A 22,016-nucleotide genomic window follows, 5' to 3' on the forward strand; every position below is an offset into this window, starting at 1 on the left:
TATGATCGGCTCCCGTCTCTCTGTTGGCGAATCTTTTAGATTCGCAGGCTTCCACAACCGGCGCGGATCAGGCGCCGATATAGGCTTTCCGGACGCGCTCATCGTTGAGCAGGGTGTCGCGATCACCTTCCATGACGATCCGGCCGCTCTCGATGACGTAAGCGCGATGGGCGATTTGCAGGGCCGCATAGGCGTTCTGCTCGGCGAGCAGAACCGTCGTGCCCTTGTCATTGATCGCCTTGATGACGCCGAGCACCTGCTTGACCACAAGAGGCGCAAGGCCGAGCGATGGCTCATCCAGTAGCAGAACCTGCGGCCGCCCCATGAGGGCTCGGCCGATAGCCACCATTTGCTGCTGGCCGCCGCTCAAGGAGCCAGCCATGTCGTTCCGCTTCTCGTGCAGGATCGGGAACATCTCATAGACCTGATCGAGTATCTTCTCGGTTTCCTTCTTGTCCTGGCGATGGACATAAGCGCCGAGAAGCAGGTTCTTGCGGACGGACATCTCGGGGAAGAGCTTGCGCCCTTCCGGGCAATGCACGACGCCGGACTGGACGATCTGGGACGGCTTGCGCCCGGCGATGTTTTGATCCTTGAACCAAATATTGCCGCGGCTGAGCTTGCGCAGTCCGCTGATGGCAAGGAATAGGGAGCTCTTCCCAGCACCATTGGCACCCAGCATTACCACAAGTTCGCCGGGCTCCGCATGGATCGAGATTCCATCGAGCGCCCGAAAGCTGCCGTAGTTGAGCTGTGCTCCCTCAAGCCGCAGCATAGTCAGCTCCCAGATAGGCTTCGATGACGCGCTGATCGGACCGGATCTGCGCCGGTGTCCCTTGAGCGATCATCTCGCCATGGTCGAGCACCACGATCTTGTCGGCAAGGCTCATGATCATGTCCATCTTGTGCTCGATCAGGCACACGGTCAGTCCCTTGCGGATCATCTTCCGGATGAGTTCGGCCAAGCCCAGGGTTTCCTCCGGATTGACGCCGCCGGCGGGCTCGTCGAGCAGCACGATTTTCGGATCGGTGGCGAGCGCCAGAGCAAAAGCGACGCGCTTGCGCTCCTCCTGCGAGATGTCCGCCGCCAGATGATGCGCCACCGGGGAGAGGCCGACGAAGTCGAGCACCTCCTCGGCCTTGGCGCGGCAGCGATGCTCGTCCTCTTTCAGGCGGCGCGTGCCGAGAATCACGTCCCAGAAGGTGGAGGCGGTGCGAAGTCGATGCCCGACGATGAGGTTGTCGAGCACGGTCGCCTTGTCGAACAGGGTGGTCGACTGGAACGTGCGCGCGACACCCAGTTTTGCCACCTGATCGGGCCTGAGACCCGTCACGTCCTGCCCGTCGAAGATGATGCGCCCGGTAGTCGGCTTGTGATAGCCGCTCACCAGATTGAAGAACGTAGTCTTGCCGGCACCGTTCGGCCCGATGATCGCGTTGATGCGGTTCTTTTCGAAGGTGGTGGTGACATCGCGGACGGCTGTCAGACCGCCGAAGCGCTTGGTCAGCCCTTGGATCTCAAGCATTGGTGCTGACCTCCTGCTGCGAGCCGATCACGGAGCGCTGAAGGCGCCTGTCCTGCATGGAAGCTGCTGCCCGCCGGACCTGCCGTTCACGCCAATAGCCGATGAGACCCTGCGGGAAGAACATCACCAGGAGGATCAGCAGCGGACCGAATACGATCATCCGGAAGTCCTGCAGGAACTGCAGGGATTGCGTGAGCCAGGTCAGCAGGATGGCCCCGAGCAGCGGCCCGAACAGAGTACCGATGCCGCCGACCAGGATGAAGGCGATCATATCGAAGGTGTGGCTCTCCAGCGCCATGGCCGGGCCGATGAACCGTACGAAGCCTGCGTAGAGCGCACCGGCCATGCCGGCATAGAAGGTGGAGAGCACGAAGGCGAGAACCTTCGTTCGCATCAGGTTGATGCCCAGCGTCTCAGCCAAGTCCTCACCGTTGCGGATGGCCACGAAGGCGCGCCCCAGCAGGGAATGCACGATCCGACTCATCAGCCACAGGCTCACGACCAGGAAGAACAGCACAAGGTAGTATTGCGACCAAGTGTTGTCGAAGCGGATCGGGCCGATACCGGTGGGCGCCGGAATGTCGATGATGCCTACCGTTCCATGGGTCAGCGCATCCGACTTCTCGATGACGAGATAGATCATGAAGCCGACGCAGAGGGTGAAGATCGAGAAGAAGTGACCCTTCAGCCGCAGCGAGAGGAGACCGGCAAAGAAGCCGATGACGGCACTCACGATTCCTGCAACCACGAAGGCGATCCAATAAGGAACACCATAATCGACGGTCAGGATGCCGACCGTGTAGGCGCCGATGGCCATGAAGCCCGCATGCGCCAAGTTAAGCTGGCCCGTATAGCCCAGGATGAGGTTCAGGCCCACGGCCGCGATCGCCATGATGTAGGCGAGAGACATCACGTAGATGTAATAGTCGTTCGCGGCGACCATCGGGAAGACGATGGCCAGGACTAGCAGGATGGCGAGAAGAGGCTTTTGCAAGGTCTTCGACGTCATGCCCGGGCCCCGCTGGGAAAGAGGCCCTGGGGCCGGAAAGACAGGATCAGGACGAGCAGCGCGAACGCGATGATATCCTTGTAGTTCGTGGAGACGTAGAAGGCCCCGAAGCTTTCGGCAAACCCGATCACGAGACCGCCGACGATGGCACCCGGGATGCTGCCCATGCCGCCCAGGATGATGATCACGAAAGCCTTCATGATCACGAGATGGCCCATGGAGGGATAGATCAGGTTGATGGGTGCAAAGAGCGTCGCGGCCACAGCCGCAAGCGCACCGGAAATCGCGAAGGTGAGAACCGAAACCTTGGTGGCATCGATGCCGACCAGGGAGGCCCCCTCTCGGTTCTGGGCCATGGCGATGATCGTCGAACCGGTGAGCGTGCGCGTCAGGAAGAGATGGAGCACAAACATCAATCCGAATGCCGCCGCGATGATGATCAGGCGCTGCGCGGGAGCCACGAGATCGAAGAGGCGCACGATCTGCGGGTAAGGCGGCGCAAGGCGGTGGAATTCCGCACCCCAGATCGCCTGAATGCCGGCTTCGAGAAACAGAAGAAGGCCGATCGCCGCGATCATGTCATGTAGCGGCGGCGCATTTCTAAGCCGATGGAAGATAAGGCGATCCGACAGAACCGCGAGGGCGGCCACGACAATGGCCGCTCCGGCCATGGCGACCCAGTAATTCGCCCCGAGCGAGCCCACAAGGTAAAAGGCCGCATAGGCCCCCACCATGTAAAGCGCGCCATGGGCGAAGTTGGGGATGTGAAGAATCCCGTAGACGAGGGTCAGGCCAAGGGCCACGAGCGCGTAGACGCTCCCGAGCGTCAGCCCGTTCAGAACCTGCTGAAAGAAGATGTTCAAGGAGCCGCGTCCTCCTCCTGGGCTCCGGGCTCCCGTGCTCGACCGAAATTCCCGCCTGGCTGGGGCGGGACCAAGGGCCTGTGACTTGCGGCACCAGACCCTCAAACCGGACGAACCGGGCTCCTCGGATCGTTTCCTCTCGAATGAACGGTACGGTCCTTTTTTGGGCTCGCACCGTCGGCAGAGCTTCATTGGCCCTGTCCTGTGTATGAAGGAAGACTGGCACGAGACTAGGGCCTCGTCAACGCATGATGGAAGGAGAATCGCACCGACTTTCGACGGCCCGGAATTCGTGCTCGACTTCCTCTTAGAACAACCGGTACAGTCGAAGAGTTGCACGCGCGGCATCGCTCCCGGCATCAATTCGTGTTAGGAGCTCAACCATGGGCGGCCCTCGGCTAGCCCTCGGTCCAGGAGCCACAAGACTACCATGACGCCGACCTCCACCGCTCTCCCGCGCCAGACCAAGCGCTACGAGCAGAAGCGACAAGCCATCCTCGACGGGGCCGTCCAGCTCTTCAACCAGAAAGGATTGAAGGGGACGACCTTGGCCGATGTGGCCCAGAGCGTCGGGCTGATTACCAACAGCGTCACCTATTATTACCGCAAGAAGGAAGAGCTGGCGACGGCCTGCCTCCTGCGCTCCATCGAAGCGCTGGATGCGCTCATCGCCACTGCCCTGCAACGTGAGACCCCGGAGGAGCGCCTGCGGACGATCCTGCGGCTTTATTGCGAGAGGCTGGCAGAAAGCGCCTCGGGAGATCAGCCGCCGCTCATGAGCTTTAGCGACATGCGGTCGCTGACCAGCCCGCATGTGGAGCTGGTGTTCGATACCTATAACCAGATGTTCCGGCACCTGCGCAGTCTGTACGATCTCGATGGTGCACCGACTTTGAGCCGCGCCCAGAAAAATGCGCGCGTCCATCTGCTGATCTCCGTCATGCACGGCGTCCGGCACTGGATCGATCATTACGAGCCCCAGGACTACCGACGCGTCGCCGACAGGATCAGCGACATCCTCAATCACGGGATCGCCGCTCCGCAGGCGGCGTGGCGCCCGTCAGTTCTGCCGCAGATGACTTGGCCCTCGGTTGAGGAGGTTTCACCCGAGGCGTTCCTGCGTTCGGCCACCATCCTGATCAACGAACAGGGCTACCGGGGCGCCTCGGTGGAGAAGATCTCGGCCCGGCTGAACGTCACCAAGGGGTCGTTCTATCACCACAACGACAACAAGGACGATCTCGTGACCGCCTGCTTCGAGCGCACCTTCGCGGTGATGCGGCAGGTCCAGCAGGCCGCGGAAGCGGATGGAAAGACAGGTTGGGATCGTCTCTGCGCGGCAACGAACGAGCTGATCCGCTACCAGCTGTCAGATCAGGGACCGCTGCTGCGCATCTCCGCCTTCAGTGCCCTGCCGGAGGGTTTGAGGGGCCAGACCAAGCGTACCATGGACCGGCTGGCGCAGCGCTTCAGCAGCTTCGTCGTCGACGGCATGATGGACGGCTCGATCCGCCCGCTCGATCCCTTCGTGGCTGCCCATGTGGTCGACAGCGCCATCAACGCAGCGGCGGAGCTTGAGCGCTGGATTTCAGGCGTCACGCGGGACACGGCGGCGGATATCTACGCCAGACCGCTGTTCATCGGCGTGTTCTCACCGGAGGCGGAAGCCGAGGCCCAGCCGGCCAACACGGCGCGGAGCGCCGCGACCAACGCGAGAGGCTGATCGATCGGCACGTGGTGGTAGGCCTCGGGGATGTCGATTACCGGGGTGCCAAGCGGCAGGATCCTGCGCATCCGCGCGATGTCGCCCTCGTGCATCAGGGTGGAGCGGGCGCCCAGCAGAACCGCGAGAAGGCATTTGGGAGCCGAGAGGGCCGGTGCCGGATCCTCCCATTCGTAGTCGCGCCACAGATACGGGTCGAAGCGCCAAGTCCATCCAGAGCCTTCCGAAGTGTCGACCTGGGTCAACGAGGTTCGGGCGATGAAATCCGCGATGAAGAGGTTCTCGCAAGGCTGCGCGGGCACTAGCCTAAAACGCTGCAGGGCATCCTCCAACGTCGGATAGATCTTGTGAGGACGCATCTCCCAGGCCGACCCCTTCTCCCGACGCTCCTTGCGCCTTTCGGCTGAGAAGATCGGCGTGTCGATGATGATCCCGCCGCCCAGGCGCTCCCCGTGCCGTGCGGCGGCCTCAATGATGGGAAAGCCCCCGAAGGAATGGCCGATGAAGACGGGCTTGACCTTGCTCTCGAACAAGCCTGTCGTCTCCGCGACCGTCATCGCCTCCTCGACGAAGATGTCGAAGGAATAGCGCTCGCGCCGATCCGACCCGCCCATGCCCGACCAGGAGAGGGCCGTGCAGCGATACGCGTTTGAGAAGAACGGCGCGATGAAGCTCCACCAATCGGCATGAGCTCCGTTGCCATGAAGGAACAAGAGCCCCGGCTTGCCACGCTCGCCCCATGTGAGCGTCTCGATCCGGGCACCCGCTGCCTCGGTGAAGCCACGATCCGGCGCTTGCTCCAGAGCCTGCTGGAACCAAGCCGGCGCGCTTGGGCGCGCGCCGTCAAGCGATGCGAGCAGCGTCTGGCGCCGCGGGTTGGGAGCGGTATCGTTCATAGGGGGAGCGATCCGTTCAGAGATCGCGAAAACCCTTGCCCTCGGCAACGAGACGCTCAAGCAGCGCGGCCGGCTTGAAATCGGCCCCGAACTTGGCCTCGTAGGCGCGTAGCCGCTCGAGCACTTTGCCCAAGCCCACCTGCTCGGCATAGAACATCGGCCCGCCGCGATAGACCGGCCAGCCATAGCCGTTGATCCACACGATATCGATGTCAGAGGAGCGGATCGCGATGCCCTCCTCCAGGATCTTCGCGCCCTCGTTGATCATCGTGTAGACGCAGCGCTCCAGGATTTCCTGATCGGAAATTTCACGACGCGTGATGCCCTTCTTGTCCGAGAGATCGAGGATGATCTGCTCCACCAGCTCGGACGGCTTGGCGTTGCGGTTCTCGTCGTAATCGTAGAAGCCCGCGCCGGTCTTCTGGCCGCGACGATCCTGCTCGCACAGGATCTCGCGCGCGGTCTCGCCTTTCGAGGTCTCGCGCGACCAGCCGATGTCGAGACCGGCAAGATCGGCCATGGCGAAGGGCCCCATGGGGAAGCCGAACTCGTAGAGCACGCGGTCCACGTCCCAGGGCATCGCGCCTTCGAGAATCAGGCGGTTGGCCTCGCGCTGACGCGGCTCGAGCATGCGGTTGCCGACGAAGCCGTGGCAGACGCCCACCAGCACGGCGATCTTGCCGATCTGGCGGCCGAGCTGCATCGCAGTGGCGATCACCCGCTTGTCGGTCTTTTCGCCGCGCACGACCTCCAGAAGCCGCATGATGTTGGCCGGAGAGAAGAAGTGCATGCCGAGCACGTGCTCCGGCCGCTTCGTCATCGCGGCGATCTCGTTCACATTGAGATAGGACGTGTTGCTGGCGAGAATCGCGCCGGGCTTGGCAATGGCATCGAGCTTCGAAAAAATCTCCTTCTTGATCGCCATGTTCTCGAACACCGCCTCGATGATGAGGTCGCAATCGGCGAGGTCCTCCAGCCTGAGGCTGCCGGTGAGGAGCTCCATGCGGCGCTCCACATCCTCCATGCTCATGCGGCCCTTCTTGGCCGTGCTCTCGTAGTTGCGGCGGATCACGCCCAGGCCCCGCTCCAGCGCGTCGGGCTTCGCCTCGACGATGGTGACGGGCAGGCCAGCATTGGCGAAGTTCATCGAGATGCCGCCGCCCATGGTCCCGGCGCCGATGACGCCGACCTTCTTCACCGGCAGTGTCGGCGTATCATCGGAAATGTCCGGAATCTTCCAGACCTGGCGCTCGGCGAAGAACACGTGCCGCTGGGCCGCCGACTGCTCGCCGCTCACGAGTTCCTGGAACAGTTGGCGCTCCAGCTTGATGCCCTCGTCGAAAGGCAGATTCACCGCCGCCTCGACGCAGCGGATGTTGTATTCCGGTGCCTGGAAGCCACGGAACTTGCGGGCGTTCGCCTTGCGGAAAGCCTCGAAAATCTCCGGCTTGCCGCGGGCTGCCGCGATCTTGTCGTCGAGATCGCGCACCTTCTTGAGCGGCCGGTTCTCGGCAACCAACTTGCGTGCGAAGGCGATGGCGCTGGCCAGAAGATCAGTCTCGTCGACGATCTCATCGACAATGCCCATTTCCTTCGCGACCTTCGCCGAGACCGGGCTGCCGGAGGTGATCATGTCCATGGCCCGCTCCGGCCCTACAAGGCGCGGCAGGCGCTGTGTTCCGCCGGCACCTGGCAGCAACCCGAGCTTTACTTCCGGGAAGCCGCATTTCGCGGAAGGCACCGCCACGCGGTAATGGCAGGCGAGCGCCGTCTCCAGACCGCCGCCGAGCGCCGTGCCATGAAGGGCGGCGACCACCGGCTTCGACGAGGCTTCGATGAAGTCCACGACTTCGGGCAGCATCGGCTGCTTCGGCGGTTTGCCAAACTCGCTGATGTCGGCACCAGCGAAGAAGGTGCGGCCTTCGCAATGGAGCACCACGGCCTTGACGCGCGCGTCAGTGCCGGCTTGCCGGACGCCCTCCACGATGCCTTCGCGCACCTGCGCCGAGAGTGCGTTCACGGGGGGCGAGTTGATGGCGAGCACGGCGATCTCGCCGTCGCGTCTCAGCTCGACGACGGGGTTGATGCGGGTTGCGGAACTCGTCTCGGCCGCGCGGCTCATGCTTGTCTCTCCCCTGATTCGGTGCGCTTGTCTTGAAGACGTGTCTTAGTAGATCTCGAAAAGACCGGCAGCCCCCATGCCGCCGCCCACGCACATGGTGACGACGCCGTATTTGGCGCCGCGGCGTTTGCCCTCGATCAGGATATGCCCGGTCATGCGCGCGCCCGACATGCCATAGGGATGGCCGATGGAGATGGCGCCGCCGCTGACATTGAGCTTCTCGTTGGGAATGCCGAGCCGGTCGCGGCAATAGAGCACCTGGCAGGCGAAGGCTTCATTCAGCTCCCAGATGTCGATGTCGTCCATTGTCAGATCATGCTGCTTGAGCAGCTTCGGCACGGCAAAGACCGGCCCGATGCCCATCTCGTCCGGATCGCATCCGGCCACCGCCATGCCGCGATAGGCGCCGAGCGGCTGCAGGCCACGGCGCTCGGCTTCTTTCGCTTCCATCAGGACGGCCGCCGAGGCGCCGTCCGACAATTGCGAGGCATTGCCCGCCGTGATGAAGCGACCCTCCTTCACGCGCATCCCGTCCTTGAAGACCGGATTCAGCGCCTGGAGATCCTCGAGCCGCGTCTGCGGACGATTGCCCTCGTCCTGCGAGAGCGTGATCTCCCGCTGGGAGGTGGCGCCGCTCGCCTTGTCGACCACGACCATGCGGGTCGTCATGGGAACGATCTCGTCCGCGAAGCGCCCCTCGGCCTGGGCCTGGGCGGTACGCTGCTGCGACTGCAGGGCGTATTCGTCCTGCGCCTCGCGGGAGATCCCGTAGCGGTCGGCCACTGTCTCAGCGGTCTCAAGCATGGTCATGTAAAGCGCCGGAACCGTCTCCACGAGCGCGGGGTCCTTGGCGCGGTAGCGATTCGCATGCTCGTTCTGGACCAGGGAAATCGATTCGAGACCGCCGCCGACCGCGATGCCGATCCCGTCGACGACGATCTCCTTGGCGGCGGTCGCGATAGCCATGAGACCGGAAGCGCATTGCCGGTCCATGCTCATGCCGGCGACGCTCGTGGGCAGGCCCGCGCGCAAGGCTGCCTGACGGGCGATGTTGGATCCGGTCGAGCCCTGCTGCAATGCTGCGCCCATCACCACATCGCCGATCTCGCCCGGATCGATGCCGGCGCGCTTCACCGCTTCGGCGATGGCATGGCCGCCGAGAGCCTGGGCCTGGGTGTCGTTGAAGGCGCCGCGATAGGCCTTTCCGATGGGGGTGCGGGCCGTGGAAACGATGACAGCTTCACGCATTGTAGGATCCTCCCTGGATCGCTGGGGCGATTGCGGCCCCTTCATTCCAAGCCACCCGGCGCCGGCGGCGGCGAGCGCTCCTAACCTTGTCTGGTGCTATTAATGACAAAAGCGGTATGTTTTTGTCTAGCCCAAATCCTTTTGAAAATATGAGGAAAATTCACGTCCCTAAATTTTTTCGAAAAATCGGCTTGCATCTGGAGATGGCGGGGGTACCCTACCTTCCAATAAAGATTGTGCGCTTTCTGGGGAGGAAGCGAAGGATGCTGGCCCTACTCAGCAAACAGCCGGGCGGACCCGAGACGCTCGTGCAGGAATCCGTGGCCGAGCCGAGCCCGAAGCCGGGCGAAATCCTGCTGGCCGTCAAGGCCTGCGGGGTGAACTATCCCGATGCGCTGATCATTGAGGACCGCTATCAGTTCAAGCCCGAGCGCCCCTTCGCGCCCGGCAGCGAGGTCTCCGGGATTGTCGAGGCGGTGGGCGAAGGCGTGTCCTTCCTGAAAGCCGGCGACCGGGTGATTGGCTCCTGCGGCTGGGGCGGCATGGCCGAAAAGCTCGCCCTCTCGGCCGACCGCTGTATTCCTATGCCGGACGCCATGCCCTTCGACGAGGCAGCAGCCTTCGTGATGACCTATGGCACCTCCTATCACGCTCTCAAGGACCGAGCCGGGCTGAAGACCGGCGAGACCCTGCTGGTGCTGGGCGCGGCGGGAGGCGTTGGACTTGCCGCCGTGGAACTCGGCAAGGCGATGGGCGCGAAGGTGATCGCCGCCGTCTCCTCTGAAGAAAAGGCAGCGCTTGCGAAGCAGCATGGCGCCGACGAGAGCATCGTCTATGCGCCTGGCCCCTTCGACCGCGATGGCATCAAGGCCCTGGCCGAACAGTTCAAGACCGTGTGCGGCCCAAACGGTGCCGACGTGGTCTATGATCCGGTGGGTGGCGATTACTCGGAAGCGGCCCTGCGGGCTATCGCCTGGGAGGGGCGCTTCCTCGTGGTCGGCTTCCCGGCCGGGATCCCGAAGCTTCCCCTCAACCTGCCGCTCCTGAAATCTTGCCAGATCGTCGGCGTGTTCTGGGGGGCCTTCGCCAAACGCGACCCGAAGGCGAATGGGGCCAATCTGAGAGAACTCCTCGACCTCTATGCGGGCGGGACAATCAAGCCGGTGATTTCCGAGCGCGTGCCCCTGGCCCGAGCCGGCGAAGCCATCGCGGCATTGAGCGCACGCAAGGCCCTTGGCAAGATCGTCGTCACCATGGATGGAGCGGGCGCTGCATGAACAGGACGGCCTTTCCCTGGGAGCGTTCCTACCCGCCCGGCGTCCGGTGGGATGCTCCCATCGTGCCGTCGACGCTGCCCAGGCTCCTTGATGAGGCGGTGGCAGCTTATGGCGACAGGCCTGCCATCGAATACCGGGACCGGCCCATCAGCTACACCGAGATCGGCGGTCAGGCCGATGCATTCGCCGCCGCCCTCCTCCGGTCATCGATCAATCCGGAAGGGGCTGTCGCCCTTTATCTGCCCAATACACCTTATCATCCATTTGCATTCTTCGGTGCCGCGAAGGCCGGGATCCGCCTCGCTCATCTGAGCCCGCTCGATGCCGAACGAGAGCTGGCGCACAAGCTGCACGACAGCGGCGCGCGCATTCTCGTGACCACCAATCTCACCAGCATGCTGTCGATGGGGCTCAAGCTCCTGGATGCCGGGCATGTGGATCGGCTGATCGTCGGCGAGGATGCCGTGTGGGGACCGTGCCCAGCGCCGGTCATGCCAATCCCCGAGCGGTCTGATGTCACCACCTTCGAAGCCTTCACGCGTGATGCGGCCCCACCCGCGCAATGGCCCGCGATCATGCCGGACGACATCGCGCTGCTGCAATATACCGGCGGCACCACCGGCACGCCGAAAGGCGCCATCCTCACCCATGGCAATCTCACAGCGGCGGTCGCTATGTACGAGGCATGGTTCGGCCCGCAGCTGAACACGCGCCCCGGCGAGCAGAAGGTGATCTGCGCCCTACCGCTGTTCCACATCTTCGCGCTGACCACGATCCTGCTGCGGCAGATCAAGAACGGCAATGAGATCCTGCTTCGCCTGCGCTTCGACCCTGAGACCACGTTGCGCGACGTCGAGGTGAAGCGCGCCACCGCATTTCCCGGCGTTCCCACGATGTGGATTGCGCTTGCCAATCATCCGGGCATCGAGAAACGCGACTTCTCCTCCGTGATCCATCTCAGCTCCGGAGGGGCGCCGTTGCCGGTCGAGGTTGGGGAGCGTTTCCATCGCCTCACGGGACAGCGCCTTCTCGGCGGCTGGGGGATGACGGAGACCTCTCCCGCCGGAACGAACCTACCGCTGAAAGGACCGCCGAAGCCGGGATCCATCGGCATTCCCATGCCGGGCGTCGAGCTCGATATCGTGTCCCTCGATGAACCCCGCAGCGTGCTCGGGGTGAGTGAGACCGGTGAGCTTCGCGTCCGGGGTCTCAATGTCAGCCGCGGCTACTGGAACAAGCCGAAGGAGACGGCAGAGGCCTTCACCCTGGATGGCTTTCTGACCGGCGATATCGGGTACATGGACGAGGACGGCTACTTCTTCATCGTCGACCGCCGCAAGGACATGATCATCTCCGGCGGCTTCAACGTTTACCCGCAGATGATCGAGCAAGCGGTCTACGAGCACCCGCAGGTCGAGGAAGCTCTGGTGATCGGCATTCCGGATCCTTATCGGGGAGAAGCTGCTAAGGTGTTCGTCAAGTTGAAGAACGATGCGCCCGGTTTCACCCTGGAAGAGCTGCAGGCGTTTCTGGCCGACAAGATCGGCAAGCACGAGATGCCGGCCGCTCTCGAAATCCGGGAGGCACTTCCGCGCACATCGGTCGGCAAGCTGTCGAAGATCGAGCTGCGCGATGCCGAGCGTCGCAAGGCGGAGAGCGCCACGTCATGACCAGCCGCCCCCATTCCCTTCGTGTTTCTGCTTAGAGGTTATCGCCCATGGATCTGCGCTTCACCGACGAGGAACTCGCCTTCCGCGACGAGGTACGCGAATTCTTCCGCACCGCCCTGCCCGACTCGATCCGCCGCAAAATGATCGAAGGTCATCACCCGAGCAAGGACGACCTCGTCACCTGGAGCCGCATCCTCAATACCAAGGGCTGGGCCGTGCCGCATTGGCCGGTGGAATGGGGCGGCACCGGATGGAGCCCGGTGAAGCAGTACATCTTCCGTGACGAACTGCAGCAGGCGCCAGCCCCCGAGCCGCTGGCCTTCGGCGTCAGCATGGTCGGCCCGGTGATCTACACCTTCGGCAACGAAGACCAGAAGCGCCGCTTCCTGCCACGCATCGCCAATCTCGACGATTGGTGGTGCCAGGGCTTCTCCGAACCGGGCGCCGGCTCCGATCTCGCGTCGCTCAAGACCACGGCGAAACGAGACGGCGAGTACTACATCGTCAACGGCCAGAAGACCTGGACCACGCTCGCCCAGCACGCAGACTGGATCTTCTGCCTCGTGCGCACGGATTCCACCGTGAAGAAGCAGGAGGGCATCTCGTTCCTGCTCATAGATATGAAGACGTCGGGGATTACCGTGCGGCCGATTCAGACCATCGACGGCGGTCATGAGGTCAACGAGGTGTTCTTCGACGATGTGCGCGTGCCAGTCGAGAACCTCGTCGGCCAGGAGAACAAAGGCTGGGACTATGCCAAGTTCCTGCTCGGCAATGAGCGTGTGGGCATCGCCCGCATCGGCATCTCGAAGGCACGCCTGAAGCGTGTGCGCGAACTCGCAAGCCTGGAACGCATCGGCGACGTGCCGCTGATCGATATTCCGCGCTTCCGTGAGAAGCTCGCGGCCGTCGAGGTGGAGCTGAAGGCACTCGAGATGACGCAGCTGCGCGTGGTGGCCGCCGAGAGTCGGCGCGAAAAGGGAAAGCCCGATCCGGCCTCCTCGATCCTCAAGATCAAGGGCTCGGAGATTCAGCAGGCGACCACCGAGCTCTTGATGGAGGTCGTCGGCCCCTTCGCCATGCCCTACCACCCGGAGGAGGAAGGCCGCAACGAGCCGACCGACGGACCGGATTGGGCGAGCACCGCGGCGCCGACCTATTTCAACTGGCGCAAGATCTCGATCTACGGCGGCTCGAACGAAATCCAGAAGAATATCATCGCCAAGGCGATCCTGGGGTTCTGACCCCTCGTGTGACATGAGCTTTGAGGAAACGCGGATATGGACTTTGATCTCAGCGAAGAACAGCGCCTCTTGAAGGACAGCGTCGATCGCCTGATGGCGGACCGCTACGGCTTCGAGAACCGCCAGCGTTATGCCAAGGAGCCGGAAGGCTGGAGCCGGGACCTGTGGAGCGCCTATGCAGAGCTTGGCCTCCTTGCCCTTCCCTTCGACGAAGCTCATGGCGGTTTCGGCGGCGGGCCGGTGGAGACCATGACGATCATGGAGGCGTTCGGGCGCTCGCTGACGCTCGAACCGTATCTTGCGACCGTCATCCTCGGGGGCGGCCTGCTAAAGCAGGGCGGCAGTGAGGAGCAGAAGGCCACTTACCTGCCCCAGATCGCATCGGGCGATCTACGCCTCGCCTTCGGCCATACGGAGCGGCAGTCGCGCTACGATCTCTTCCATGTCGGCACGTCAGCGCAGCGCGACGGAGGCAGCTTCATCCTCAATGGGCAGAAGAGCGTCGTGCTGCATGGGGACAGTGCCGACAAGATTTTGGTGACTGCGCGTGTTGCAGGCTCCCGCCGCGACCGGGACGGCATCGGCCTCTTCCTCGTCGATGCGAATGCGCCCGGTGTCTCTCGCCGGGGCTACCCGACACAGGATGGGCAGCGCGCCGCCGAGGTGACGCTGGAATCCGTGCGCGTTGATTCCGGGAATGTTATCGGCAACCCGGAAGGCGCCCTGCCCGTCGTGGAGAAGGTGACCGACATCGCCATTGCGGCTCTCGCCGCCGAGGCCATCGGCGCCATGGACGAGATGCTCAAGCTCACGGTCGATTACCTCAAGACCCGGAAGCAGTTCAACACCACCATCGGTTCGTTCCAGGTGCTGCAGCACCGTTCCTCCGAGATGTTCATCGCCCTCGAACAGGGGCGCAGCATGGCGATGTTCGCCGCCATGATGGCGCAGGAGCAGAATCCGGAAGAGCGCCGCAAGGCGATCTCGGCCGCGAAGGTGCAGATCGGACGCTCCGGCCGTTTCGTCGGCCAGCAGGCGGTCCAGTTGCACGGCGGGGTCGGTATGACCATGGAATACAAGGTCGGCCATCTCTTCAAGCGCGTGACGATGATCGACACCCTGTTCGGCGACGCCGATCATCATCTCTCCAATCTTGCCGAAGCCGGTGGCCTCATGGCGGCTTAAAAGATTTTCAGGCGAAGTGGATCCGGTTCGCCGCTGGAAAATGCGGCATCATTATTCGCAGGAGACGTCGATGCTGTTTCCCATAAGCCCGCAGGCCGATGACTTGCGCCATCGCGTCACGGAATTCATGGAAGCCCATGTCTATCCGGCGGAAGAGATCTTCGAGCAGCAGCTCAATGCCATGCCCAACCGCTGGGGCGTGGTGCCGGTCATGGAAGACCTGAAAGACCGCGCCAAAGCGCAGGGCTTGTGGAACCTGTTTCTCCCTAAACGCCACTACCCGGATTCCCTGTCCAACCTCGAATACGCCATGGTGTGCGAGGTCATGGGACGCTCGCCCATCGGGGCCGAGCCGTTCAATTGCTCGGCACCCGATACGGGCAACATGGAAACGCTCATTCTCTATGGTACGGAGGAGCACAAGGAGCGCTGGCTCAAGCCCCTGATGGACGGCGAGATCCGCTCGTGCTTTGCCATGACCGAGCCGGAGGTAGCCTCGTCGGACGCCACCAACATCCGCACCGAGATCCGCCGCGAGGGCGACGAATACGTGATCAACGGGCGCAAATGGTGGACATCCGGCGCCATGGATCCGCGCTGCAAGATCGCCATCGTCATGGGCAAGACCAACCCGGATGCGCCCAAGCACCAGCAGCAATCGATGATCCTGGTGCCGATGGACACACCGGGTGTGACGGTGGCCCGCCCGCTTACCGTGTTCGGCTACGACGACGCGCCGCACGGCCATGCGGAGGTTCTGTTCGAAAACGTGCGTGTGCCCGCCTCCAACATCCTGCTCGGCGAAGGGCGGGGCTTCGAGATCGCCCAGGGACGTTTGGGTCCTGGCCGCATCCATCACTGCATGCGCTCCATCGGCTTGGCCGAGCGCGCCCTGGAGACCATGTGCAAGCGAGCCCTGTCGCGAAGCACCTTCGGTCGACCTGTGGCCGATCACGGCGTGACGCGTCACTGGATTGCCGAATCTCGCATGGAGATCGATCAGGCCCGGCTGCTGACGCTGCAAGCCGCGCGCATGATGGATGAGGTCGGCAACAAGGCGGCGCGTGCCGAGATCGCCATGATCAAGGTGGTGGCGCCGAACGTGGCGCAGAAGGTCGTCGATCGCGCAATCCAGGTCTGCGGAGGCGGCGGCGTCAGCCAGGATTTCCACTTGGCTTACGCCTATGCCCGCGCCCGCGTGCTGAGACTCGCGGATGGCCCCGACGAGGTGCACCGCGAGACTGTCGCCAAGATCGAGCTCGCCAAATACAATCCGGCCGACCGGCCGCATAATGCAGGGCCTACCGCATGACGAACCCATTCGATTTGTCCGGAAAAGTGGCTATCGTCACCGGCTCGAGCCGCGGCATCGGCCGCTCCATTGCGGAGACCATGGCCTCGCTCGGCGCGAAGGTGGTGGTGTCAAGCCGCAAGATCGAGGCTTGCGAGCCCGTGGTCGAGGGCATCCGCGCAAAAGGCGGCGAGGCCATTGCCATCCCTTGCAACATCTCGCGCAAAACCGAGGTCGAAGCGCTCGTTGCCGGCACGCGAGAGCGCCTCGGACCGGTGGACATCCTGGTCTGCAACGCCGCCGTCAATCCGGTCTACGGCCCTATGAGCAGCCTCAGCGACGAGGCCTTCGACAAGATCATGGGCGCCAACGTGAAGAGCAATCTCTGGCTCTGCAATCTCGTCATGCCGGAGATGGCCGAGCGCGGCGGCGGCGCAGTCGTGATCGTCTCGTCGATCGCGGGCCTGCGCGGCACGGGCGTGATCGGCGGCTATGGCATCTCGAAGGCGGCAGATTTTGCCCTTGCGCGCAATCTCGCGGTGGAATGGGGTCCTCAGAACGTGCGCATCAATTGCATCGCCCCGGGCCTGGTCAGAACGGATTTCGCGCGAGCGCTTTGGGAAGACCCGCAGGCGCTGGAGCAGCGCAACAGCCAGACGCCCCTGCGCCGGATTGGCACGCCTGACGAGATCGGCCCTGTGGCGGCCTTCCTGGCTTCGTCGGCGGCCAGCTTCATGACGGGCCAGACCGTGGTCGTGGATGGCGGCGTTACGATTGCATGACAGAAGTGGAACAGGAGAAGCGCGATCCCGTTCCACTCATGATCCTCATCAAGACCTGGGCCAAATGACCTGAACCTATGGGTAATCTGCTTCGCATCATCCTTGCCATCCTCCTGCCACCGGTCGGTGTGTTCTTCACCGTGGGCCTCGGCGGTCAGTTCTGGATCAACATCCTGCTGACGATCCTGGGCTACATCCCCGGCATCGTCCACGCGGTCTGGATCATCGCGCGGCGAAACCCTTCGTCTCATCGCTGAAGCCTACGCTCATCCTCGTGCTGGAGCGCACATTGCAGGATGCGTTATCCGAACAGAGTTGAGGTTCGGCCGTTTCTCTCATGCAGGCAGCGTAATCCTCGCCCCCTGACGAGAGCAGACCTTGATGACGATTTTCGATCCCATCTCCGGCCGTCAGATCACGATTGATCTTTCAGGAAAGCGATACCAGACGGTTATCAGGCAGGAATGCTTCACCGGTGGAGAGCAACAGGTTCGTTCAGACCAAGCGTCGGGCGCAGAAGGCTTGAAATCCCCCGGCCTGCCTTCTCGGAAGCCCACCCGTAAACGCTTCGAAGCATGAGGTGTTGAAATAAGGTCTTCACGGCTAGAATCTGAGAACGCTGTTTTAGTGTGAGGCACGGTGCCGCGACGCGGCTGTGGGTTGGAACTGCCTTGGTTATCGGACGTTAGGTCGCGATCAGCTAAGGAATTGAAACCATGAGAAAATTTGCTCTTTTGGCTGTCGCCGCCCTTGGTTCTGGTCTCTTCATCGGCACGCCTTCGATCGCTCAGCCGGCTATTCAGTTCGGCATCGGCCCCGATGGCCGCCCTCAGATCGGCGTTCGTGATCCGCAACAGGAGGAACGCGAGCGGCGCGAGCGCTGGCGTGAGCGCCGGGAAGCCGAGCGTGCATACGAGCAGGGGCGGCGCGATGCCCGACGCGATGAGCGGCGCTATGGTGCCTACGAGGAGACCTGCCGGAATGTCACCATTGTGGAGCAGGACCGCTGGGGTGGTTCTGTGACGCGGCGGGTTCGCCGTTGCGACTGATCGCATTCAGGCCCTCGCATGTCAGCGGATATTCCGGCGCATGCGGGGTCTTTATCCCCACAGTCATTTTTCCTGCCAAGGTTAGTCTGAGGTTAACCCTACCGTCTTTAGGATCGAGGCTTCAAGGTATAGGAGCCTCACGATGCGTACCCTCAAGAACTCGCTTGTCCTGCTTGTGTCGGCTTCCGTGCTCGGCCCGTTCTTCGTGATCTCAGCCTACGCCACGACGATCCTGGCATCCGCCTTCGTCGGTCGATAGGCTTATCGAAGAGATATGGATTATCCGGACGACCACGGATCCAGGCGACCTCTCAGTTGCTGATTGCGATGTCTGTGAGGACCAACTGACTGTCTGAGAGAGTAACCTGTTGCGCCTGACTTCCTGCTCTATGGGAAGTGGCGCACCCGACACGATTCGAACGTGTGACCTTTGCCTTCGGAGGGCAACGCTCTATCCAGCTGAGCTACGGGTGCTTGAGGCGATGGGCCTGGACTTTCCCTACCCGATTACGGGCTTAAGGGCAACCTCTCCGCTCATGAGGCTTGATGAGAGGCGGCTCCGGACGGCGGAAGGATCAGGACTAGGTCAGCCTCGCTCATGATCCGGAACTGTCCCGGTTCCAGATCCGTCGGCAGGTCGAGAGCGGCGATCCGGTTGCGGTGCAGGGCCGTCACGTGATTGCCCACGGCCGCGAACATGCGCCGGACCTGATGATAGCGTCCTTCCGTAATTGTGACGTGGACGCTTGTCGGAGAGAGCACCTCCAGCTGTGCCGGCAGGAGCGGCTTGTCCTCGCCTTCCAGCATCAGGGAGCCCGAGGCGAAGATCTCCGCCTCGTCCCCTTTCAGCGGCCGGTCGAGGGTCACGTGGTAGCGCTTGGAAATGTTCGCACGGGGCGAGATGATGCGGTGGAGCAGGTTGCCGTCGTCGGTCATGAGCAGCAGCCCCGACGTTTCCTTGTCGAGGCGTCCGACGGTCGAGAGGGCCGGATCGCGCCGGCGCCAGCGGTCGGGCAGCAGGCTATAGACCAGAGGGCCGGCTTCCTTGTGCGAGCAGGTGACGCCTAAGGGCTTGTGCAGCATCAGGATGAGGCCCGGCGGGGGATCAAGGGGCTTGCCCTGGATCTGCATCCTTGCCGAGAGATCGCGGGTCACGGCGATGCGCTGATCGGAATCCTCGATCACCTCGCCGTCGAGCGTCACCAACCCGGCCCAGACGAGCTGCTGCACCTCCCGGCGGGAGCCATAGCCGAGATTGGCCAGGAGCCGATCGAGGCGCAGATTCAGTGTCTTGCTCATTTCAGCCCCTCGTAAATCTTGTACCCGCCGGCCTCGACCTTCAAGGTCACGCGCCGGAAAAGAGGCTTCAGCACCCCCTCATAGGGCAGATGGCGGTTGGCGACGAGCCAGAGGACGCCGCCGGGCCGCAGGGCTTCGGCCGCCCGGCGGATGAAGCTCTGGCCCAAGCTCTGATCCTCGGCGCCGCCATCGTGGAACGGCGGGTTCATGACCACGAAATTGAGACCCTGGAGCCCGGTGCCGCTGCGGACATCCATCCAGCGCATCTCGGCACGCGGATCGGCGATGTTCCGGGCAGCCATCTCAATGGCGCGACGGTCGATGTCGAGCATCGCAAGATGCTCCACCGTCGCTGAGGCTAGGATCGTGCGGGCGAGAATGCCGATGCCGCTGCCGAAATCCGCGCCCCGGCCGCTGAACGCGGGCAGGCTCTGCTCCAGCAACACGCTGCCGGGATCGAGGCGGTTCCAGCTGAATACGCCGGGCCAGGTCCACAGGCCCAAATCCTTATCCAGACGCGGCCCGCCCTCAGTCAGTGCCTCATCGATCCCGGTCAGCAGCGAAGGCCGCTCACAGGTGCAGATGCGGTAGTGCCGCCGGGAGATCTCGGAGACGGCGCACCCGAAGGCCTTGAGCTCCTTGGCGATCCGCGAGCCGCCCTTGTCCTTGGGTGCAAGGATCGTCAGGGTGCCACCGGTAGCAAGTGCCCGTAGCGCCAACGCAGTGGTGTAGCGCCGCTCTACGGTGCCGGGCGGCGCCAGCACCAGCATATTGCTGAATGAGCCCTCCAGCTGCTCCTCCAGCTTTGCGGAGCCTGGGATCAGGGGCGAGAACTGGGTGGCGCCTTCCGGGGCTTCGGCCAATTCGGCCGGTGGCGTCCCGTAGACGCCGCTTCGTGTCGAGTCGTGCAATCTTTTGGCCTGCTGCTGAACCAGGGACTTCTAGTCCACCGTACTCTGCGCGGCAAACCTTTAGGCCATTCAGTATTTCAGCCGCAGGGCGCGGACCTCCTGCGTGCCGCCTGCGCAGCTGATGCGAGCCCGCGGGCAGGAGGAGACATAAACCGGCGTCGGGCAGTAGGTCTGCATGAAGCTCTCGTCGATGGCGCAGGTCACGTGCACGCGATAGCCCCGCTGCGGAACGCCCGGCACGTCATGCAGCACCGAATAGCCGAGCCCCTGATCGACGAGCCTCGCGATGGGGCGCGTCGTCTGGACCTGGCTGGAGCGAACCCCTACATCCGCGGCCAAAGCCGCCGGTCCCACCAGACCTGCGGCGAATCCCATCCCGACCAAAAGCTGCTTCATGCTGCGCCTCATTGCATTGTCTTGCCGCACCCCTGCTCGCACAGGGCGGATCATGCAGGATTAATGCAAAGCTCAGCTTCGGGATCCACCCTGCACGAAGGATTAACCACGCCTTGAATGCCCCGGAGCCATCCGGCCTGTTTTAAGCAACCGGTAGGATTTTTGGCCCGATAAACACCGCCCGACAGGACGTGAACTGACCAGGATCCCATGCACCACATCCATCTCGCTGAGGGTATGCGGCTTCGTTTTCCGGCACGCAGCGCCGATTTCGACCAAGGCGTCGAGATCGGGATCGTGGCGGCGCTCATGAGCCAGGATCTGACGGAATTCACCCGCAAGATCTCGCGCGACAATCTGGGCCAGGTGCGCGCGCTCGTAGAGCAGTTCGGCTACCGCCTCGTCGAAGGCTCCGAGGACGGGGATTTCATCGAGATCAACTTCCTCAGTCGGACCGCGCGCCCGCGCCTTCGCGTCGTCCATTCGGGAGCTTGAGGCCTCTTCGGGCTGCTGGCCTCAGGCCGAGAACTTCCTCTCCATTGCGCGCACGCGCTCACGATAGGCCGTGTAGAGGCCGCTCAGCGCAATGATCCCGGCACCGGTGGTCGTCCAGGCATCGGGAACCGTGCCGAACACCAGATAGCCCAGGCTGCCGGCCCAGATGAGCTGGACATAGGAAAACGGCGCAATCATCGATGCATTGCCATGCCGGTAGGCAAGGACGATGAACCAGTGTCCGATGGCGAACAGCACGCCCATGCTGAGGCCCAGGCCGATCTCTGTCGCATCCGGAGTGACCCAGTTGAACGGCATGAGCGCGCTCAGCACCACGGTGCCGACGAGGGCTGAATAGGCCAGTGTCGTGAAGGCATGGTCGCCGACGATCTTGCGGGTCACCACGGCGCCCACCGCCCAGCTCGACGCGGCGATCATCGGCAAGAGCGCCGCGAACTGGAAGGCTCCCGTTCCGGGTCGCACGACGATCATGACTCCCACGAAGCCAACCGCTGCCGCTGTCCAGCGCCGCCAGCCTACGGTTTCGCCGAGGAAGAGAACCGACAGGGCCATGATCAGGATAGGCGAGACGAAGAAGATGGCGGTCGCGTCGGCCACGGGCAGATAAGGCAGGCTCTCGATGAACAGGAGCGAGGAGCCCACCATGCTGAAGCCCCTCAACAACTGTAGCTTGGGACGCCGGGAGCGCAGGAGCGCGGGCCCTCCCTTGAGGAGAACAATCGGAACGATCACGAGCGCAAAGGTTGCATAGCGCATCCACGCCACTTCCGGTGGCGGCAGGGTGGAGGTCAGTTGCTTGGTGATCACGTCCGCCACCGAGAACACGACCGTGGAGGCGATCAGGAACAGAACGCCCCGCAGCGGCGAGGAGGCCGGTAGGGTCGCGGGCTCCACGGGAGAAGCGCTCGCCCGAGCGGCGGGAGAGGAGGTCATGACGCGCTCAAAAAATGAGGCTCGCGCGGGGGCCGCGACGAGCCTGAGGGTCTCGAGTCTGGATGGTATTGGCCTT

22 protein-coding genes and 1 tRNA gene are annotated in these 22,016 nt (G+C 63.2%); 11 read left to right on the forward strand and 12 right to left on the reverse strand.

Features of this window, described 5'->3' with window-relative positions; all coding sequences use genetic code 11:
* Positions 1 to 67: 67 nt before the first annotated feature.
* Genes I2H36_RS09765 through I2H36_RS09780 form a run of 4 tightly spaced genes read right to left on the reverse strand, consistent with a single transcriptional unit; the run spans position 68 to position 3,398 of the window.
* A complete protein-coding gene (locus I2H36_RS09765; protein ID WP_196263705.1) occupies positions 68 to 775 on the reverse strand; it encodes an ABC transporter ATP-binding protein in 708 nt (235 codons plus the stop codon).
* Complete coding sequence (locus I2H36_RS09770) at positions 762 to 1,526, reverse strand: ABC transporter ATP-binding protein (protein WP_196263706.1); 765 nt, start codon at positions 1,524 to 1,526, stop codon at positions 762 to 764. The genes I2H36_RS09765 and I2H36_RS09770 overlap by 14 nt, the downstream gene beginning before the upstream one ends.
* Positions 1,519 to 2,535 (reverse strand): branched-chain amino acid ABC transporter permease, encoded by a 1,017-nt coding sequence (locus I2H36_RS09775; RefSeq protein ID WP_196263707.1) that lies wholly within the window; start codon positions 2,533 to 2,535, stop codon positions 1,519 to 1,521. The genes I2H36_RS09770 and I2H36_RS09775 overlap by 8 nt, the downstream gene beginning before the upstream one ends.
* On the reverse strand, positions 2,532 to 3,398 hold the full coding sequence (locus I2H36_RS09780; protein WP_196263708.1) for a branched-chain amino acid ABC transporter permease: 867 nt from the start codon (positions 3,396 to 3,398) through the stop codon (positions 2,532 to 2,534). The genes I2H36_RS09775 and I2H36_RS09780 overlap by 4 nt, the downstream gene beginning before the upstream one ends.
* 430 nt (positions 3,399 to 3,828) lie before the next feature.
* Here I2H36_RS09780 and I2H36_RS09785 point away from each other — a divergent pair, with 430 nt between their 5' ends.
* Positions 3,829 to 5,121 (forward strand): TetR/AcrR family transcriptional regulator, encoded by a 1,293-nt coding sequence (locus I2H36_RS09785; RefSeq protein ID WP_196263709.1) that lies wholly within the window; start codon positions 3,829 to 3,831, stop codon positions 5,119 to 5,121.
* On the opposite strand, the gene I2H36_RS09790 is transcribed toward I2H36_RS09785, so the two are convergent.
* The 3 genes from I2H36_RS09790 to I2H36_RS09800 all read right to left on the reverse strand — a co-directional run bounded on the left by I2H36_RS09790 (position 5,019) and on the right by I2H36_RS09800 (position 9,387).
* Positions 5,019 to 6,017 carry an alpha/beta fold hydrolase gene (locus tag I2H36_RS09790; RefSeq protein WP_196263710.1) on the reverse strand — a complete coding sequence of 333 codons (999 nt, stop codon included), beginning with the start codon at positions 6,015 to 6,017 and terminating at the stop codon, positions 5,019 to 5,021. The two genes, I2H36_RS09785 and I2H36_RS09790, sit on opposite strands and share 103 nt — an antisense overlap.
* A 16-nt stretch (positions 6,018 to 6,033) precedes the next feature.
* Positions 6,034 to 8,103 carry a 3-hydroxyacyl-CoA dehydrogenase NAD-binding domain-containing protein gene (locus I2H36_RS09795; RefSeq protein ID WP_343234436.1) on the reverse strand — a complete coding sequence of 690 codons (2,070 nt, stop codon included), beginning with the start codon at positions 8,101 to 8,103 and terminating at the stop codon, positions 6,034 to 6,036.
* Positions 8,104 to 8,184: 81 nt separating this feature from the next.
* Positions 8,185 to 9,387: an acetyl-CoA C-acyltransferase gene (locus I2H36_RS09800; protein WP_196263712.1), complete on the reverse strand. Its 1,203-nt coding sequence runs from the start codon at positions 9,385 to 9,387 to the stop codon at positions 8,185 to 8,187.
* 263 nt (positions 9,388 to 9,650) lie between these two features.
* On the opposite strand from I2H36_RS09800, the gene I2H36_RS09805 reads away from it, so the two are divergent.
* The 9 genes from I2H36_RS09805 to I2H36_RS09845 all read left to right on the forward strand — a co-directional run bounded on the left by I2H36_RS09805 (position 9,651) and on the right by I2H36_RS09845 (position 17,885).
* Entirely contained in the window at positions 9,651 to 10,664 is a 1,014-nt protein-coding gene (locus tag I2H36_RS09805; protein ID WP_196263713.1) for an NADPH:quinone oxidoreductase family protein, read from the forward strand.
* Positions 10,661 to 12,334, forward strand: a complete 1,674-nt coding sequence (pimA, locus tag I2H36_RS09810) for a dicarboxylate--CoA ligase PimA (RefSeq protein WP_196263714.1) — start codon at positions 10,661 to 10,663, stop codon at positions 12,332 to 12,334. The genes I2H36_RS09805 and pimA overlap by 4 nt, the downstream gene beginning before the upstream one ends.
* 47 nt (positions 12,335 to 12,381) lie before the next feature.
* Positions 12,382 to 13,578: a pimeloyl-CoA dehydrogenase large subunit gene (gene pimC / locus I2H36_RS09815; RefSeq protein WP_196263715.1), complete on the forward strand. Its 1,197-nt coding sequence runs from the start codon at positions 12,382 to 12,384 to the stop codon at positions 13,576 to 13,578.
* A gap of 36 nt (positions 13,579 to 13,614) precedes the next feature.
* Positions 13,615 to 14,763, forward strand: a complete 1,149-nt coding sequence (locus I2H36_RS09820; protein ID WP_196263716.1) for an acyl-CoA dehydrogenase family protein — start codon at positions 13,615 to 13,617, stop codon at positions 14,761 to 14,763.
* Positions 14,764 to 14,833: 70 nt separating this feature from the next.
* Positions 14,834 to 16,075, forward strand: coding sequence for an acyl-CoA dehydrogenase family protein (locus I2H36_RS09825; RefSeq protein WP_196263717.1), 1,242 nt, complete (start codon positions 14,834 to 14,836; stop codon positions 16,073 to 16,075).
* Positions 16,072 to 16,836 (forward strand): SDR family NAD(P)-dependent oxidoreductase, encoded by a 765-nt coding sequence (locus I2H36_RS09830; protein WP_196263718.1) that lies wholly within the window; start codon positions 16,072 to 16,074, stop codon positions 16,834 to 16,836. The genes I2H36_RS09825 and I2H36_RS09830 overlap by 4 nt, the downstream gene beginning before the upstream one ends.
* A 77-nt stretch (positions 16,837 to 16,913) precedes the next feature.
* Positions 16,914 to 17,093: a YqaE/Pmp3 family membrane protein gene (locus I2H36_RS09835; RefSeq protein WP_196263719.1), complete on the forward strand. Its 180-nt coding sequence runs from the start codon at positions 16,914 to 16,916 to the stop codon at positions 17,091 to 17,093.
* A 124-nt stretch (positions 17,094 to 17,217) separates the two neighbouring features.
* Entirely contained in the window at positions 17,218 to 17,415 is a 198-nt protein-coding gene (locus I2H36_RS09840; RefSeq protein WP_196263720.1) for a hypothetical protein, read from the forward strand.
* Between the two features lie 137 nt (positions 17,416 to 17,552).
* Positions 17,553 to 17,885 (forward strand): hypothetical protein, encoded by a 333-nt coding sequence (locus I2H36_RS09845; protein WP_196263721.1) that lies wholly within the window; start codon positions 17,553 to 17,555, stop codon positions 17,883 to 17,885.
* Between the two features lie 397 nt (positions 17,886 to 18,282).
* Here I2H36_RS09845 and I2H36_RS09850 read toward each other — a convergent pair.
* The 4 genes from I2H36_RS09850 to I2H36_RS09865 form a co-directional block, all read right to left on the reverse strand.
* Positions 18,283 to 18,359 (reverse strand) — tRNA-Arg (locus I2H36_RS09850).
* 60 nt (positions 18,360 to 18,419) lie between these two features.
* A complete protein-coding gene (locus tag I2H36_RS09855) occupies positions 18,420 to 19,184 on the reverse strand; it encodes a pseudouridine synthase (RefSeq protein WP_196263722.1) in 765 nt (254 codons plus the stop codon).
* Positions 19,181 to 20,095, reverse strand: coding sequence for a class I SAM-dependent methyltransferase (locus I2H36_RS09860; RefSeq protein WP_196263723.1), 915 nt, complete (start codon positions 20,093 to 20,095; stop codon positions 19,181 to 19,183). The genes I2H36_RS09855 and I2H36_RS09860 overlap by 4 nt, the downstream gene beginning before the upstream one ends.
* A gap of 69 nt (positions 20,096 to 20,164) precedes the next feature.
* Positions 20,165 to 20,491: a hypothetical protein gene (locus tag I2H36_RS09865; RefSeq protein WP_196263724.1), complete on the reverse strand. Its 327-nt coding sequence runs from the start codon at positions 20,489 to 20,491 to the stop codon at positions 20,165 to 20,167.
* Between the two features lie 210 nt (positions 20,492 to 20,701).
* Here I2H36_RS09865 and I2H36_RS09870 point away from each other — a divergent pair, with 210 nt between their 5' ends.
* The gene (locus I2H36_RS09870) at positions 20,702 to 20,986 is read left to right on the forward strand and encodes a hypothetical protein (RefSeq protein WP_196263725.1); all 285 of its coding nucleotides are present in this window, start codon (positions 20,702 to 20,704) and stop codon (positions 20,984 to 20,986) included.
* A gap of 21 nt (positions 20,987 to 21,007) precedes the next feature.
* On the opposite strand, the gene I2H36_RS09875 is transcribed toward I2H36_RS09870, so the two are convergent.
* On the reverse strand, positions 21,008 to 21,940 hold the full coding sequence (locus tag I2H36_RS09875; RefSeq protein WP_196263726.1) for a DMT family transporter: 933 nt from the start codon (positions 21,938 to 21,940) through the stop codon (positions 21,008 to 21,010).
* Between the last annotated feature and the right edge of the window lie 76 nt (positions 21,941 to 22,016).

It is taken from the genome of Microvirga terrestris, from assembly GCF_015694425.1.
In the GTDB taxonomy this organism is placed as follows: Bacteria; Pseudomonadota; Alphaproteobacteria; order Rhizobiales; family Beijerinckiaceae; genus Microvirga; species Microvirga terrestris.